Origin of the sequence: Sphingomonas sp. SORGH_AS_0789 (assembly GCF_031453055.1) — a bacterium.
In the GTDB taxonomy this organism is placed as follows: Bacteria; Pseudomonadota; Alphaproteobacteria; order Sphingomonadales; family Sphingomonadaceae; genus Sphingomonas.
Genome location: NZ_JAVIYV010000001.1, coordinates 1,155,039 through 1,170,431, shown reverse-complemented (window position 1 = coordinate 1,170,431; position 15,393 = coordinate 1,155,039). Strand labels below are relative to the sequence as shown.

13 protein-coding genes and 1 riboswitch are annotated in these 15,393 nt (G+C 69.1%); of the genes, 10 read left to right on the top strand and 3 right to left on the bottom strand.

Annotated elements, in window-relative coordinates; translation table 11 throughout:
* Window positions 1-158: 158 nt before the first annotated feature.
* The 3 genes from QE360_RS05400 to QE360_RS05390 all read left to right on the top strand — a co-directional run bounded on the left by QE360_RS05400 (window position 159) and on the right by QE360_RS05390 (window position 2,275).
* A complete protein-coding gene (locus QE360_RS05400) occupies window positions 159-1,238 on the top strand; it encodes an AI-2E family transporter (RefSeq protein WP_309691490.1) in 1,080 nt (359 codons plus the stop codon).
* 91 nt (window positions 1,239-1,329) lie between these two features.
* Window positions 1,330-1,857, top strand: coding sequence for an OmpA family protein (locus tag QE360_RS05395; RefSeq protein WP_309699868.1), 528 nt, complete (start codon window positions 1,330-1,332; stop codon window positions 1,855-1,857).
* Window positions 1,858-1,924: 67 nt separating this feature from the next.
* Window positions 1,925-2,275, top strand: coding sequence for a hypothetical protein (locus QE360_RS05390; protein ID WP_309699867.1), 351 nt, complete (start codon window positions 1,925-1,927; stop codon window positions 2,273-2,275).
* Window positions 2,276-2,287: 12 nt separating this feature from the next.
* Here QE360_RS05390 and QE360_RS05385 read toward each other — a convergent pair whose 3' ends face one another.
* Window positions 2,288-3,358, bottom strand: coding sequence for a low specificity L-threonine aldolase (locus QE360_RS05385; protein WP_309699865.1), 1,071 nt, complete (start codon window positions 3,356-3,358; stop codon window positions 2,288-2,290).
* 46 nt (window positions 3,359-3,404) lie between these two features.
* Window positions 3,405-3,515, bottom strand: a riboswitch (SAM-I-IV-variant riboswitch).
* A gap of 114 nt (window positions 3,516-3,629) precedes the next feature.
* Here QE360_RS05385 and QE360_RS05380 point away from each other — a divergent pair.
* Together QE360_RS05380 and QE360_RS05375 are read left to right on the top strand one after the other, a co-directional pair.
* Window positions 3,630-4,697, top strand: coding sequence for a LacI family DNA-binding transcriptional regulator (locus tag QE360_RS05380; protein ID WP_307102032.1), 1,068 nt, complete (start codon window positions 3,630-3,632; stop codon window positions 4,695-4,697).
* 203 nt (window positions 4,698-4,900) lie between these two features.
* Window positions 4,901-6,304: a sugar porter family MFS transporter gene (locus QE360_RS05375; protein WP_309704073.1), complete on the top strand. Its 1,404-nt coding sequence runs from the start codon at window positions 4,901-4,903 to the stop codon at window positions 6,302-6,304.
* Window positions 6,305-6,490: 186 nt separating this feature from the next.
* Here the strand turns inward: QE360_RS05375 and QE360_RS05370 are convergent, their stop codons facing one another.
* Together QE360_RS05370 and QE360_RS05365 are read right to left on the bottom strand one after the other, a co-directional pair.
* A complete protein-coding gene (locus tag QE360_RS05370) occupies window positions 6,491-7,744 on the bottom strand; it encodes an ROK family transcriptional regulator (RefSeq protein ID WP_309691497.1) in 1,254 nt (417 codons plus the stop codon).
* A 158-nt stretch (window positions 7,745-7,902) separates the two neighbouring features.
* The gene (locus tag QE360_RS05365) at window positions 7,903-9,108 is read right to left on the bottom strand and encodes a PQQ-dependent sugar dehydrogenase (RefSeq protein ID WP_309699863.1); all 1,206 of its coding nucleotides are present in this window, start codon (window positions 9,106-9,108) and stop codon (window positions 7,903-7,905) included.
* A 172-nt stretch (window positions 9,109-9,280) separates the two neighbouring features.
* Here QE360_RS05365 and rimP point away from each other — a divergent pair, with 172 nt between their 5' ends.
* The 5 genes from rimP to infB are packed head-to-tail and all read left to right on the top strand — an operon-like array spanning window position 9,281 to window position 15,380.
* A complete protein-coding gene (rimP, locus tag QE360_RS05360; RefSeq protein ID WP_309691500.1) occupies window positions 9,281-9,859 on the top strand; it encodes a ribosome maturation protein RimP in 579 nt (192 codons plus the stop codon).
* The gene (gene nusA / locus QE360_RS05355) at window positions 9,859-11,475 is read left to right on the top strand and encodes a transcription termination factor NusA (protein WP_309699861.1); all 1,617 of its coding nucleotides are present in this window, start codon (window positions 9,859-9,861) and stop codon (window positions 11,473-11,475) included. The genes rimP and nusA overlap by 1 nt, the downstream gene beginning before the upstream one ends.
* Window positions 11,475-11,711: a 4-oxalocrotonate tautomerase family protein gene (locus tag QE360_RS05350; RefSeq protein ID WP_309699859.1), complete on the top strand. Its 237-nt coding sequence runs from the start codon at window positions 11,475-11,477 to the stop codon at window positions 11,709-11,711. Before nusA ends, QE360_RS05350 begins: the two co-directional genes overlap by 1 nt.
* Complete coding sequence (locus QE360_RS05345) at window positions 11,692-12,495, top strand: DUF448 domain-containing protein (protein WP_405052569.1); 804 nt, start codon at window positions 11,692-11,694, stop codon at window positions 12,493-12,495. Before QE360_RS05350 ends, QE360_RS05345 begins: the two co-directional genes overlap by 20 nt.
* Entirely contained in the window at window positions 12,492-15,380 is a 2,889-nt protein-coding gene (infB, locus tag QE360_RS05340) for a translation initiation factor IF-2 (protein ID WP_309699857.1), read from the top strand. The genes QE360_RS05345 and infB overlap by 4 nt, the downstream gene beginning before the upstream one ends.
* Window positions 15,381-15,393: the final 13 nt, after the last annotated feature.

The window sequence follows — 15,393 nt, the reverse complement described above, 5'->3', positions numbered from 1 at the left end:
ATAGCGACCCACTCCGTTCAGCCTGAACGGGGCGGCGGGCTGCGGGGCAGGGCAAGAGCCTTTTGCGTCCTGACATCTCCGTCATCCCGCCGACAGGGATCGCGGAACCGTTGCGGGATCGTGACGGTTACGCCGCGATGCATGAAGGGGAGGGCCATATGAACATCGACCGCCAGAGGATCGAGCGAGGGGGATTCATCCTCTTCCTCGCGATCGTCACCATCGGCCTGATCGCGGTGATTTCGGGCTTTCTGATCGCGCTGCTCTGGGCGGGGCTGGCGGCGATCCTGTTTCGGTCGCTGTTCCAATGGCTGCTGACCAAGACCGGCGGGCGGCGCAATCTCGCCGCCGGGCTGACCATGTTGATTATCACCTTTGCCGTGGTGGTGCCGACCCTGTTGATCGGCAGCATGGTCGTCGACCAGGCGTCGGGCGTCTATCTGAAGATGCGCAGCGGCCAGATCGACTTCGCGCAATATTTCCAGCAGGTCCGCGACGCGCTTCCCCAGCGGCTGCGCCAGGCGATGGACAATTCGGGTGTCGGCAGTTTCGAGGGGCTTCAGGCGCGCGTCTCTCGCACGCTCAGCAGCAGCGTCAGCCAGATCGCGACCCGCGCGCTGTCGATCGGGCGCAACGCCTTCGCCTTTGCGCTGGCCTTTGGCGTGGGGCTCTATGTCGCCTTCTTCCTGATCCGCGACGGCGACCGGCTGGGCCCCGATTTCGTCCGCGCGCTGCCGCTGGAGCGGGGCGTGGCGACGCGGCTGGTCGATACGTTCGTCGCGGTGGTGCGCGCGACGATCAAGGGATCGGTCATCGTCGGGCTGGTGCAGGGGGCGCTGGGCGCGATCACCTTCTGGATCGTCGGCGTGCCCGCCGCGCTGCTCTGGGGCGTGCTGATGGCGATCGCGGCGCTGCTGCCCGCGATCGGCCCCGCGATCATCTGGGGGCCGGTCGCCATCTATCTGCTCGCGACCGGCGCGGTCTGGCAGGGGGCGGTGGTCGTCGCCTCGGGCGTGCTGGTCATCGGGCTGGCCGACAATATCCTGCGGCCGATCCTGGTCGGGCGCGACACGGGGCTGCCCGACTGGATCGTGCTGCTGACGACGCTGGGCGGGATCGAGCTGCTGGGGTTGAGCGGCATCGTCGTCGGACCGGCGGTCGCCGCGCTGTTCCTGGCGGGATGGCGTATCCTGAGCGAGCAGCGCGGGGCGGTCCCGGCTGCCGAAACGGCGGGCTGAGCGCACGCCGCCGCGGTTTGCACCACGGCAAGCCGGTCCCTATGGTCCGCCGCCACGGGGGCAGGGGTGCGCCTGGGGCAAAGGGACGGTAATGAGGGTGCGATCGGGCGGGTGGATGGCGATCATCGGGCTCGCGGTGGTGCTATGTGGATGCCGCGAGCGCACGTCTGCAACGGCCAGCCGGGGGACGGTGATCGAAGTGCCCGTGCCCGAGCCTGCTTCACCCGCCCGTCCGGCGGAGCCACGATCGGACGCCGTCGCGGGCCGGGTCGGCCCGACCATCGGCTTTCCCCAGGGCGGCGCGGCGCTGAACGCCGAGGCCCGCGCCGCGCTCGACCGGCTGGCCGGCGACCGGGCGGCGGGGCAGGGGCGGATCGTCCTGCGGGGCCATTCGGACAGCGAAGGCGATGACGACTCCAATCGCCGCATGTCGCGCAAGCGCGCGGAGGCGGTGCGCGACTATCTGGTGGCGCGGGGCATCGCGCCCACGCGGATCGAGGTGATCGCGCTGGGCGAGACCCGTCCCATCGCCCCCAATGCGAAGCCCGACGGCAGCGACGACAGCGCGGGCCGCGCGCGCAACCGCCGGGTCGAGATTGAGCTGGACCCCGCCGCCTGACGCTCGACGGAACCGTGCCGGTCACCCCGGATTGCGGACCGGGTCGCCGCCCTTTAGGGGGATGGGCATGGCCAAGGCTGATCGACTTGCTCGCCTCGACGCGCACCGCGTGGATATGGAAGGCGAATATCGCGAGGCGCTGATCGCCGCGCTGCGCACCACGGCGGCGGGCAAATGGGGGCTGTTCGATCATCGCAAGGACCGCGCGGCGCGGGCGGCGGCGGTCGTCGCGCAACTGACCGAGATCGGCGAGAGCATCGACGACGCGCGCGAGCAGCTGGGGCTGCCGCCGTTCGACCTTCATGCGGAGTTCCTGGCCGCGCGCGGGCCGGTCGGCCCCGAGGCGGTCGGCGAGCCCCGGCAGGCGCAGGCCTGGCTCGACCGCCTGCTGGCGGCCCTGCCTCTGACCGACGGATGACCGGCGGGCGGCTTACGCCGCCTCCAGCCCCTCCATCGCGACCGCCGCGATATCGTCGGCCAGCTGGTCGACCCGCGCCGGATCGGCGTCCCAGGCGAACATGAACCGCGCGCCCCCGCCGATGAAGGTATAGAAGCGCCATCCGCGCGCGCGCAAACCTTCGAGGACGGCGGGCGGCGCGCTCAGGAACACCGCATTGGCCTCGACCGGGAACATCGGCGCGATACCGGGCAGGCCCGCCACCCGGTCGGCCAGCCGCCGGGCACAGTCATTGGCATGGGTCGCGTTGGACAGCCAGGCGCCGGTGTCGAGCATCCCGATCCACGGCGCGGCGAGGTAGCGCATCTTCGACGCCAGCTGCCCCGCCTGTTTGCAGCGATAGTCGAAATCCTCGGCCAGCACGGGGTCGAAGAACAGGATCGCCTCGCCCACCGCCATGCCGTTCTTGGTGCCGCCGAAGCACAGCACGTCGACCCCGGCGCGCCACGTCATGTCGGCGGGCGAACAGCCGAGCGCGGCGCAGGCATTGGCGAAGCGGGCGCCGTCCATATGCAGCCGCAGACCCAGTTCGCGACAGGTCGCCGACAGCGCATGGATTTCGGCCAGCGTATAGACCTGCCCCGTCTCGGTCGGCTGGGTGATCGTCACCGCGCGCGGCTTGGGGAAATGGATGTCCGACCGGCCGGTGGCCAGCGCGCGCACCGCGTCGGGGGTCAGCTTGCCGTCCTCGGTCTGCGCGACCAGCAGCTTGGAGCCGTTCGAGAAGAATTCCGGCGCGCCGCATTCGTCGGTCTCGACATGGGCGGAGGCCGAACAGATGACGCTGTGATAGCTCTGGCAGAGCGCGGCGAGCGCCAGCGAGTTGGCCGCCGTGCCGTTGAAGGCGAAGAACACCTCGCACTTGGTCTGGAACAGCGTGCGAAACGCGTCGGCGGCGCGGTCGGTGAACGGGTCCTCGCCATAAGCGGGGACATAGCCCTGGTTCGCCTCGGCCATCGCCGCCCAGGCCTCGGGACAGATGCCCGCATAATTGTCGCTGGCGAACTGCTGGGGGGCAGGGTGCTGGGGAATGGCCGCGTCCATCACAAATCCTTCGTGCCTATGGGCGAGTCGGGATGAGGAAAGTGGCTGATCGTCCCGTTGTTGCCGGTCTGGCCACATCCCTCTCCGAAGGGGAGAGGCACCACCTTGCCGGGAGGCAGGTTGGTGCCGGGCGACGGCCCGACTCTTGATGCTGCGTCGCCCCTAGCCGCGCGGCTGGGGGAAATCAAGCCGTGCGGCCGGATCGGACTAAGCCGACCAAAATAGCGCAAAGCATTGCGTATCGTCGCCGAAAGGTGGAAGCGTAAACGTTATGAGCATCAGGACCTCGCGCCGCGGCAGCAGCGCTCCCACGATCAGCGATGTCGCGCGCGCGGCGGGCGTGTCGCTGATGACCGTCTCGCGCGTCATCAATAACGAGGCCAATGTCCGCCCCGCCACCCGCGAAAAGGTCGAGGCGGCGATCGCCCAGCTGAACTATGCGCCCAACCCCGCCGCGCGCAGCCTGGCGGGCGCGGCGCAGATCCGTGTGGGGATGCTGTACAGCAACCCCAGCCAGGGCTTTCTCAGCGAATTCCTGCTCGGCACGCTGGACCAGGCCTCGCGCCTCGACATCCAGATGGTGGTCGAGAAATGCGAGATCGGCGAGCATGAGGTGGAGGTCGCCCGGCACCTGATCGCGGGCGGGATCGACGGCGTGATCCTGCCGCCGCCCCTGTGCGAGGCGGATGCGGTCCTGTCGCTGCTGGGCGAGGCGGGGGTGCCCGCCATCGTCGTCGCGACCGGCGTGCCCGCCGAGGAGATGCCCGGCACGACCATGGCGGTCCAGATCGACGACCGCGCCGCCGCCGAGGAGATGACGCGCCACGTCATGACGCTGGGCCATCGCCGGATCGGCTTCATCTGCGGCAATCCCAATCTGTCGGCCAGCGCGCGCCGGTATGAGGGGTTCCGCGCCGCGCTGGAGGCGGCGGGCGTACCCTTTGACGAGGCGCTGGTCGCGCCGGGCCTCTATACCTATCGCTCGGGACTGGACGCCGCCGAGCGGCTGCTCGACCTGGCCGAACCGCCGACCGCGATCATCGCGTCGAACGACGACATGGCGGCGGCGACGGTCGCGGTGGCGCATCGGCGCGGGCTGGACGTGCCCAGCGACCTGACGGTCTGCGGGTTCGACGACACCACGCTGTCGACCACCATCTGGCCCGAGCTGACCACCATCCACCAGCCGATCGCCGACATGGCCCGCGCGGCGGTGGAGATGATCGCGACCGTGATCCGCCAGAAAAGCGCCGAGGCGGTCGACCATCGCCTGCTGGATTACAGCCTGATTCGCCGCCAGTCGGATGCCGCGCCGCGCCGCCGCCCGCGCGAAATCTGACGACGGCGCGGGCGGCGGCCGCGAATCCGTCCGGCATGGGACAGGATGCGCGCGCGCCCGCTTGACGAAGCGATGATTTAAGATAGCGTTACCACGGAAGGCCGGTCGCATCTTGGACCGGTGACAGGACGAGTTCGTGCGGATAGGCGAAGACGCCACGCAGCGACGAGGAGAGGGCCCGAGTGACCGATAATGCGAGAGGGTTGACCGCAGGCAGCGTCAACCATGGATTCATCGCCGCCATCGTCGTCGTCGCGACGATCGGCGGTTTCATGTTCGGATACGACTCGGGCGTCATCAACGGCACCCAGAAGGGGCTGGAGGCCGCGTTCGACCTCGGCCGCCTGGGCGTCGGCGTCAATGTCGGCGCGATCCTGGTCGGCTCGGCAATCGGCGCGTTCGGCGCAGGCCGTCTGGCCGATGCGATCGGCCGCCGCAACGTCATGATGCTGGCCGCGGGGCTCTTCCTGGTCAGCGCGCTGCTGGCCGGTGCGGCGGGCAGCTCGGCGATCTTCATCCTCGCGCGCATCATCGGCGGCCTGGGCGTCGGCGCGGCCAGCGTGATCTCGCCGGTCTATATCTCCGAAGTGACCCCGGCCTCGATTCGCGGCCGCCTGTCGAGCGTGCAGCAGGTGATGATCATCACCGGCCTGACCGGCGCCTTCGTCGCCAATTTCGCGCTGGCCCGCTATGCCGGTGGCTCGACCGCCGAATTCTGGCTGGGCTTCCCGGCGTGGCGCTGGATGTTCTGGCTCCAGGCGATCCCGGCGGCGATCTATTTCGCGGCGCTGTCGATCATCCCGGAAAGCCCGCGCTTCCTGGTCGCCAAGGGCCGCGATGCCGAGGCGCATGCCGTGCTGACCAAGCTGTTCGGCGAGGCCGAGGCGACCCGCAAGGTCGCCGATATTCGTGGCAGCCTGGCCGCCGACCAGCACAAGCCCAAGCTGTCCGACCTGGTCGACAAGACCACCGGCCGGATTCGCCCGATCCTGTGGGCGGGCATCGGCCTGGCGGTGTTCCAGCAGCTGGTCGGCATCAACGTCGTCTTCTATTACGGCGCGACCCTGTGGGAAGCGGTCGGCTTCTCGGAGGATTACGCGCTCCAGACCAACATCCTGTCGGGCGTGCTGTCGATCGGCGCCTGCCTGTTCACCATCGCGACCGTCGACAGGATCGGGCGCAAGCCGCTGTTGCTGATCGGCTCGGCGGGCATGGCGGTGACGCTGGCGATCGTCGCCTATGCCTTTTCGACCGCCGTCACCGGCGCGAACGGCGGCGTGACCCTGCCCGGCAACAACGGCGTGATCGCGCTGGTCGCGGCGAATCTGTACGTCATCTTCTTCAACGCCAGCTGGGGCCCGGTCATGTGGGTCATGCTGGGCGAGATGTTCCCCAACCAGATTCGCGGATCGGGCCTGGCGGTGTCGGGCTTTGCCCAGTGGATCGCCAATGCCGCGATCTCGGTCAGCTTCCCCGCGCTGGCGGTGTCGCCGGGGCTCAGCGTCACCTATTTCGGCTATGCCTTCTTCGCGGCGGCATCGTTCTTCTTCGTCAAGGCGATGGTGAACGAAACCCGGGGTCGCGAACTGGAAGACATGGCGGGCTGATCCGTAGGTCCCAGACCTGGCGAGGCCCGCTCCCTCCGGGGGGCGGGCCTTTTTCTACGCGCGCGCCTCCCTCCGTTCAGCCTGAGCGAAGTCGAAGGCCAAGGGAATCCCTCACCCCAGGGGGCAGGGGAGAGGCTTGGGGCGTGGCCTTCGACTGCGCTCAGGCCGAGCGAAGGGGTGTGCCCCTCAGCCCCGCCCGGCCTGGATCAGGATCGAATCGGAGGGCAGCAGCCGGTCCATGAAGGGCAGCATCGCCGCGCCGATGGCGGGGGCGTCCTGCGCCATGCGGGCGGGGCGGATTTCGGGGCGGGCGGGCAGCTCGATCGCGGCCAGCGCCTGTTTCAGCCCGTCGGCCAGCCGGACGATCAGCCAGCCGGGAAGGCGTCCGCCGATCAGGATGGCGTCGGGATCGAACAGGGTGGTGACCGCGACGAAGGGCTGGGTCAGCGCCGCGACCGAGTCGTGGACCCATTGGTCGATCACCGCGCAGACGACCGGATCGTCATGCTCGCCCAGCGTCTCGGGCGACCCGAAGGCACGGCCCGCCGCCGCCAGCCGGACGCGCAAGCCCGCCAGCGACACGGTATCCTGCACGATCGCCCCGGCGCGCCCGGCGCTGGGATCGGGGATCAGCCCGATCTCGCCCGACCGGCGATGCGCGCCGCGATGATAGGAGCGGTCGATGATCAGCCCGCCGCCCAGCCCCGCGGTGATCAGCAGATAGAAGAAGCTGGGGCAGGAGAAAGTCTCGTCATATTGCGCCTCGCCCAGCGCGGCGGTGGCGGCGTCATTGTCGCGCAGCACCGGCCAGGGCAGCACCGGGGCGAGCAGCGCGTCGAGGTCGACCGCGTCCCACTGGGCATAATCCTCGGGCTGGTCGGGCAGCGAGCGGCCGAGCCCGTCGGGCATGGCGACCCCGACGCCCAGGATGCGCGCCCGGTCGACCGCCCCCTCGGCCAGCGCCGCGTCCAGTGTCTCGCGCAGGAAGGCGACCACCTCGTCCGGCCCGGCAAAGGCGATCTCGCGGGTGGCGCGGGCGCGCACCGTGCCGCTCAGGTCAAGGATCGCCAGCGACAGATGGTCGCGGTCGATGGTCAGCCCGATCCCGAAGGCGCCCTCGGGGCACAGCTCGATCTTGAGCGCCGGCTGGCCGCGCCCGCCATGCAGCCGCCCGGCGGTGCGGACCAGCCCCATATCGGTCAGGCGGCCGGTGATGTTGGCGATGGTCGGCGGCGTCAGCCCGGTTTCGTTGGCGATCGCGACTCGTGTGGTTTCGCGGTGGAAGCGGATGACCTGCAAGACGGTGCGCAGATTATAGTCGCCCGCCCGCTCCAGATTGGTGCCCGACAGACCGCGCGACAGGCGGGCGTCGCGGGCATGCCCATCGGCAGGTCGCCCGCGCTCTGGCGACAGGAGCGGCACCGCTCGCATATGATCCATCTCCCTTGTGAAGCGGACCCCCATCCGCTCCCTGTTATACGCTTGGATCGGCGGGATGGACCGTCGAGGTCAAGTGGTATCGTAGAATATCGCAAATGGTATTGCCGCAGGGCCGCCCGGCCGGCGTCCGGGCGGCCCCGCCCTGCGGGTCGCTGCGATCAGGCGGCGGGTGTCAGGCGGATCAGCCGCCCCTGCGATTCGCCGCCATCCTCCAGCACATAGATGGCGCCGTCGGGGCCTTGCTCGACCTCGCGGATGCGCGCGCCCATATCCCATTGGTCGCCCTTGGCCGCGCTGGTGCCGTTCAGGTCGACGCGGACCAGCGCCTTGCTCGACAGACCGCCGATGAACGCGTCGCCGCGCCACTGCGGGAAGAGCGACCCCGAATAGATCATCAGCCCGCCCGGCGAGATCACCGGGTTCCACGAGATCTTGGGCGCCTCATAGCCATCGCCCGCGCGGTGATCGGGAATGTCGCGCCCGTCATAATGCGATCCATTGGAGGCATTGGGCCAGCCGTAATTGCGGCCTGGCAGGATCAGATTGACCTCGTCGCCGCCCTTGGGGCCCATTTCCTGTTCCCACAGATTGCCCGAGGCATCGAAGGCGAGGCCGAGCAGGTTGCGATGGCCATAGGACCAGACGGCCGGATCGAAGCCCTGGGCGGCCAGCGGATTGCCCGGCGCGGGCTTGCCGTCCGGGGTCAGGCGCAGGACCTTGCCCAGCGTCGCCTTGGGGGCCTGGGCGGGGGTGAATTTCTGCCGGTCGCCCGCGGTGAGGAACAGATATTGGCCGTCGGGCGAAAAGGCGATGCGGCCTGAATAATGGCCGTCGCCGGTGACGGCGGGGCTGGCGCTCCACAGGGTCTCGATGCCCGCCAGCTGCGCGGTGCCGTTCGTTTCGCGCAGCGTGCCGCGCGCCAGCACGACATGCTTGCCGCCATCGGTCGCGGCCGAATAGCTGAAATAGACGCGGCCGCTCTGTGCGAAATCGGGGGCGAGGACCACGTCCATCAACCCGCCCTGGCCCGCCGAATCGACGCCGATCCGCGCGATCGTCTGGCGCTGTTGCCCGTCCGCGGCGACCAGCAGCATCCGGCCGTCCTTCTCGGTGACGAGCATCCGCCGGTCGGGCAGGAAGGTCATCGCCCAGGGCGCGTCGAAATCGGCAACGACCGTGCGGCCAAAGGGCTGGCCGTCGACCACGGTGGCGGGCGGAGTGGCCGAGGGGGAGGGCGTCGGGGTCGGCGTGCCTCCCGGCGTCACCGCGACCGGCGGGGCGTTTCCAGTCTCGTCGGGCCCCGGCCCGTTGCCCGAACAGGCGAGAAGCGCCACCGGCAAGGCGGCGAGCAACGGCAGTTTCATGATCTACTCTCCCGGTTGGCCCTGTCGGCCCGATGGGCCGCCAACGCTTCGGCATGGATGCTTGTTTCGTCAGGGGGATATGTGTATAGAATGCGGCATTCTCTTACATCGTCGGGTGAAAGAGGCTGCGGGACGGGTTCCGCGGCAGCGCACCGGCACATCTGGAGCTTTCATGGCGGACATCGCCCTTCTGACGCAACTCATCGAACCCGAGGCGAAAGCGCTCGGCTTCGAGCTCGTGCGCGTGAAGATGTATGGCGGCACGTCGGACCCCACGCTGCAGGTGATGGCCGAGCGTCCCGACACGCGCCAGCTGAACATCGACGATTGCGCCGATCTGTCGCGCCGCATCTCCGACGTGATGGACGCGCTGGAGGCCGAGGGCCGCGACCCGATCGACCATGCGTACCGGCTGGAGGTGTCCTCGCCCGGTATCGACCGGCCGCTGACCCGGCTGAAGGACTTCGCCGACTGGGCGGGGCATGAGGCGCGGATCACGCTCGCTGAGAAGCTGAACGGCCGCAAGCAGTTCAAGGGCGACCTGAACGGGGTCGAGGGCGAGACGGTGGCGATCACCGATGCCGAGGGGGTTCGCCACGAACTGCCCTTCGCCGCGATCGAGGACGCCAAGCTCGTCATGACCGACCGGCTGATCGCCGCGACGGTGCCGCTGTCCCTGGATGGCGCGGAAGAGGTTTATTATCAGGACGCGCCCGAACAGGACGGCGCCACCACGGAAGGACGGCACTGATGGCTACCGCCATTTCCGCCAACAAGGCGGAACTGATCGCGATCGCGAATGCGGTCGCCTCGGAAAAGATGATCGACAAGGGCATCGTCATCGAGGCGATGGAGGACGCGATCCAGCGCGCCGCCCGCGCCCGCTACGGTGCCGAGAACGACATCCGCGCCAAGCTCGACCCGAATTCGGGCGACCTGCGCCTGTGGCGCGTCGTCGAGGTGGTCGAGCAGGTCGACGATTATTACAAGCAGATCGACCTGAAGGGGGCCGAGAAGCTGCAAAAGGGCGCGAGCGTCGGCGACTTCATCGTCGATCCGCTGCCTCCGATCGAATTCGGCCGCATCGCGGCGCAGGCGGCCAAGCAGGTCATCTTCCAGAAGGTCCGCGACGCCGAACGCGACCGTCAGTATGACGAGTTCAAGGACCGCCAGGGCGAGATCATCACCGGCGTCGTCAAGCGCGTCGAGTTCGGCCATATCGTCGTCGACCTGGGCCGCGCCGAGGGCGTGATCCGTCGCGACCAGCAGATCCCGCGCGAAGTCGTCCGCGTGAACGACCGCATCCGCTCGCTGATCCTGAACGTGCGCCGCGAGAATCGCGGGCCGCAGATCTTCCTGTCCCGCGCGCACCCGGACTTCATGAAGAAGCTGTTCGCGCAGGAAGTGCCTGAAATCTATGACGGCATCATCGAGATCAAGGCCGCCGCGCGCGATCCGGGCAGCCGCGCCAAGATCGGCGTGATTTCGCACGACTCGAGCATCGACCCGGTCGGCGCCTGCGTCGGCATGAAGGGCAGCCGCGTTCAGGCCGTCGTGCAGGAAATGCAGGGCGAGAAGATCGACATCATCCCCTGGTCGCCCGACACCGCGACCTTCGTGGTGAACGCGCTTCAGCCCGCGAACGTCAGTCGCGTCGTGATCGACGAGGAAGAGGACCGGATCGAGGTCGTCGTCCCCGACGATCAGCTCAGCCTCGCCATCGGCCGTCGCGGCCAGAATGTCCGTCTGGCCAGCCAGCTGACCGCCAAGGCGATCGACATCCTGACCGAGGCCGACGCGTCCGAGAAGCGCCAGAAGGAGTTCGTCGCGAACTCCGAGATGTTCCAGAACGAACTGGACGTGGACGAGACGCTGGCCCAGCTGCTGGTCGCCGAAGGCTTCGGCGCGCTGGAAGAGGTCGCCTATGTCGAGCTGGACGAGCTGGCCGCGATCGAGGGCTTCGACGAGGATCTCGCGCAGGAGCTGCAGAGCCGTGCGCAGGAAGCGCTGGACCGCCGCGAACAGGCCGCCCGCGACGAGCGTCGTGGCCTGGGCGTCGAGGACGCGCTGGCCGAGATGCCCTATCTGACCGAGGCGATGCTGGTCACGCTGGGCAAGGCGGGCATCAAGACGCTCGACGACCTCGCCGACCTGGCGACCGACGAGCTGGTCGAGAAAAAGCGCGCCGAGCCGCGTCGCCGTGGTGACGACACCCCGCGTGCCGCGCCCAAGGGCGGTATCCTGGCCGAGTACGGCCTGAGCGACGAGCAGGGCAATGAGATCATCATGGCCGCGCGCGCGCACTGGTTCGGCGACGAGGACGAGGCCGCCGTCGAGGCGGCGCAGGCGGAGGGCGACGAAGCCTGATGCCGTTCGTCTCGATCCGTCTGGCGGGCACCGCCTCCAAGCAGCAAAAGGCCGAGATCGTCGCCGACGTGACTCGTTCGCTGGTGGAGCGGCTGGGCAAGAACCCGGCCGCCGTCCAGATCGTGATCGAGGAGGTCTCCACCGAAAATTACGGCGCGGGCGGTCAGTTGATCGCCGACCGTGATGCCCCCGCCACGCCATCCCGGGGAGACGCGCATGCGGAACCGGGACAATGAGCGCGGTGGCGTAAACGACACTCCGGCCAAGAAGGGCCGGAGCCCCAGAGACGCCGCGAAGGCGGCCCGCGAGTCGATCGACGGGCCGGTCCGCCGCTGCATCCTGTCGGGCGAGCATGATGCGCGGCCGCATCTGATCCGTCTGGCGCTGGCGCCCGACGGTCGGGTGCTGCCCGATGTCCGCGCCAAGGCGCCGGGGCGCGGCGGCTGGATCGGCGTGACCCGTGCCGAGCTGGAAACCGCGATGGCGAAGGGGCGGTTGAAGGGGGCACTGGCGCGCGCGTTCAAGACGAACGAGTTTGCGATCCCCGACGACCTGCCCGCGCTGATCACCGCCGCGCTGGAGCGCAATGCGCTCGACCGGCTGGGACTCGAGTCGCGCTCGGGGATGCTGCTGACCGGATCGGACAAGATCGCGACGGCGGCGCGCTCGGGACAGCTGCACGCGCTCTATCACGCCGCCGATGCGGGCGAGGATGGCTGTCGCAAGCTGGCGCAGGCGTGGCGCGTCGGATCGGACCGTGAAGGTTCCGATCTGAAGGGGTTGGCGTTGCCCGCCACACGCCCCATATTGTCATTGGCGTTGGGCCGCGAAAATGTGGTACACATCGGCCTGACAGATCGTAACGCGGCAAAGCGGGTGAGCGAAGCGCTCGACCGCTGGCTGCATTTTATCGGACCCGACCCTGTGGCAACGCCTTGCGAAACGGCCTCGCAAGGCGCATCGGCGTCCGACCTTACTGGTGACCGACCGGCCGTGACCGTACACGAGGATTTTGAGTGAGCGAGACCGACAACGACAAGCCGAAACTCGGAATGCGCCAGCCCCTGGGGCTGAAGCGCACGGTCGAGACCGGCAAGGTGAAGCAGAGCTTCAGCCACGGCCGCTCGAACACCGTGATCGTCGAGACGAAGCGCCGTCGCGTCCTGGGCCCGCAGGGGGGAGCGCCGGAGACGGCCGCCCCCGCGCAGGCCCCCGAACCCGTGCCCGCAGCGCCCGTCGCCGCGGCGCCGGTCGCACCGCGTCGCCCGGTGCCGTCGAACGAGACGGCACAGGAGCGCCAGGCGCGCCTGCTGCGTGAAGCCGAGGAACAGCGCCTCGCCATGCAGGAAGAGATTCGTCGTCGCGAGGACGCCGAGCGTCAGCAGCGCGCCGAGGACGAGCGTGCGCGGGCCGAAGAGCGCGCGCGTGCCGCCGCCGAGGCTGCCGCCGCCCCGCCGCCCGCGCCGGAACCGGCACCCGAGCCTGCGCCCGTGCCCGAGCCGACCCCGGCGCCCGCGCCCGTCGCTGCGGCGGAACCCGCCCCGGCTCCGGCCGCGCCGACCATCTCGGTCCAGCCGCGTCCCTTCCGTCCGGTCGAACGCCCGGTGATCCCGGCGCCGCAGCCCAAGGCGGAAGAGCCCAAGGTCGAGGCACCCGCCCCGGCACCGGCTCCTGCCCCCGCGCCGGCCCCGACGCCCGCCCCCGCTCCGGTGGCGGCGAAGCCTGCGCCTGCGCCCGCTCCGGTGGTGCCGACGCCGCCGATCCTGGGTCGCGATCCCTCGATGCCCGCGCCGCGCCGCTTCTCGCCGGTGCAGCGTCCCGAGATTCCGAAGCCCGCGCCCAAGCCCGCGCCTGCGCCCGCCGCAGCCGCGACTCCGGCCGCCAGCGCGCCGACCAACACCACCGCCTCCGCTCCGTCGGGTGGCGCACCGCGTTCGATGCCTTCGGGCCAGCCGACGCCGCGCAACGCGCCTCCGGGCCGTCCGCAGCAGCGCGACCGCAAGGGCGACGAGCGTCGCGGCGGCAAGCTGACCGTCACGCGCGCCCTGAACGAAGACGGCGCCCGCGCCCGTTCGCTCGCCGCGCTGAAGCGTGCCCGCGAGAAGGAAAAGCGTGGCTTTGGCGGCCCGCGCGAGCCGCAGGTCAAGCAGGTCCGCGACGTGCAGGTGCCCGAGGCGATCACCGTCCAGGAACTCGCCAATCGTATGGCCGAAAAGGGCGCGGATCTGGTCAAGGCGCTGTTCAAGATGGGCATGCCCGTCACCATGACGCAGACCATCGACCAGGACACGGCCGAGCTGCTGGTGACCGAATTCGGCCACAACATCGTCCGCGTCTCCGACAGCGACATCGATCTGGCGCTCGACACCAGCGAGGACGCGGCCGAGAGCCTGCAGCCGCGCCCGCCGGTCGTGACGATCATGGGCCATGTCGACCATGGCAAGACCTCGCTGCTCGACGCGCTGCGCGGCACCGACGTGGTGCGCGGTGAGGCCGGTGGCATCACCCAGCATATCGGCGCCTATCAGGTCACGCTGAAGGACAAGTCGAAGATCACCTTCCTCGACACGCCGGGCCACGAGGCCTTCACCCAGATGCGCGCCCGCGGTGCCGACGTCACGGATATCGTGGTGCTGGTGGTCGCGGCCGATGACGGGCTGATGCCGCAGACGATCGAGGCGATCAACCACACCAAGGCGGCGGGCAAGCCGATGATCGTGGCGATCAACAAGATCGACAAGCACGACGCCAATGCCCAGCGCGTCCGCGAGCGTCTGCTCGAGCATGACGTGCAGGTCGAGGACATGGGCGGCGAAACCCAGGACGTCGAGGTGTCGGCGCTCAAGAAGATCGGTCTGGATACGCTGATCGAGAAGATCCAGCTTCAGGCCGAACTGCTCGAACTGGCCGCCAACCCGGACCGCGCCGCCGAGGGCAGCGTGGTCGAGGCCAAGCTCGACAAGGGTCGTGGTCCGGTCGCGACCGTGCTGGTCACGCGAGGCACGCTGAAGGTCGGTGACGTGTTCGTCGTCGGCGCCGAAAGCGGCAAGGTCCGTGCGCTGGTCGACGACAAGGGCCGTCAGGTGAAGGAAGCGGGTCCGGCGATGCCGGTCGAGGTGCTCGGCCTGTCGGGCGTGCCCCAGGCGGGCGATCTCCTCCAGGTCGTCGAGAATGAGGCCCGCGCCCGCGAGGTCGCCGAATATCGCCAGAGCGTGCTGCTCCAGAAGCGCACCACCTCGGCCCCGGCCAGCCTGGAGTCGATGTTCTCGGCGCTGAAGGCGAACCAGGCCAAGGAATATCCGCTGGTCGTGAAGGCGGATACGCAAGGGACGGTCGAGGCGATCGTGGCGTCGATCAACAAGATCGCGTCCGACCTCATCAAGGCGCGCATCCTGCACTCGGGCGTCGGTGGCATCACCGAGTCGGACGTGACGCTGGCGGCCGCCAGCGGTGCGCCGATCATCGGCTTCAACGTCCGGGCGAACGCCAAGGCGCGCGAGATCGCCGAGCGGAACAAGGTGGCGTTGAAATATTACGACGTCATCTACGACCTGATCGACGAGATCCGGGCGGGCATGGCCGGCGAGCTGGGCCCCGAGGCGTTCGAAACGGTCGTCGGCCGCGCCGAAATCCGCGAGGTCTTCTCGGCGGGCAAGATCGGCAAGGCCGCCGGTCTGCTGGTCACCGAGGGTGTCATCCGCAAGGCGCTCAAGGCACGCATCACGCGCAACGACGTCATCATCTACCAGGGCGAGATCAACTCGCTCCGCCGGTTCAAGGACGATGTCGCCGAGGTTCGCGCTGGCCTGGAATGTGGTGTGACGTTCACGCAGAACTTCACCGACATCAAGGCGGGCGACTATCTCGAAACCTTCGAGGTCGAACTGCGCGAGCGTTCGCTCTGATGCGGGCAGGGTG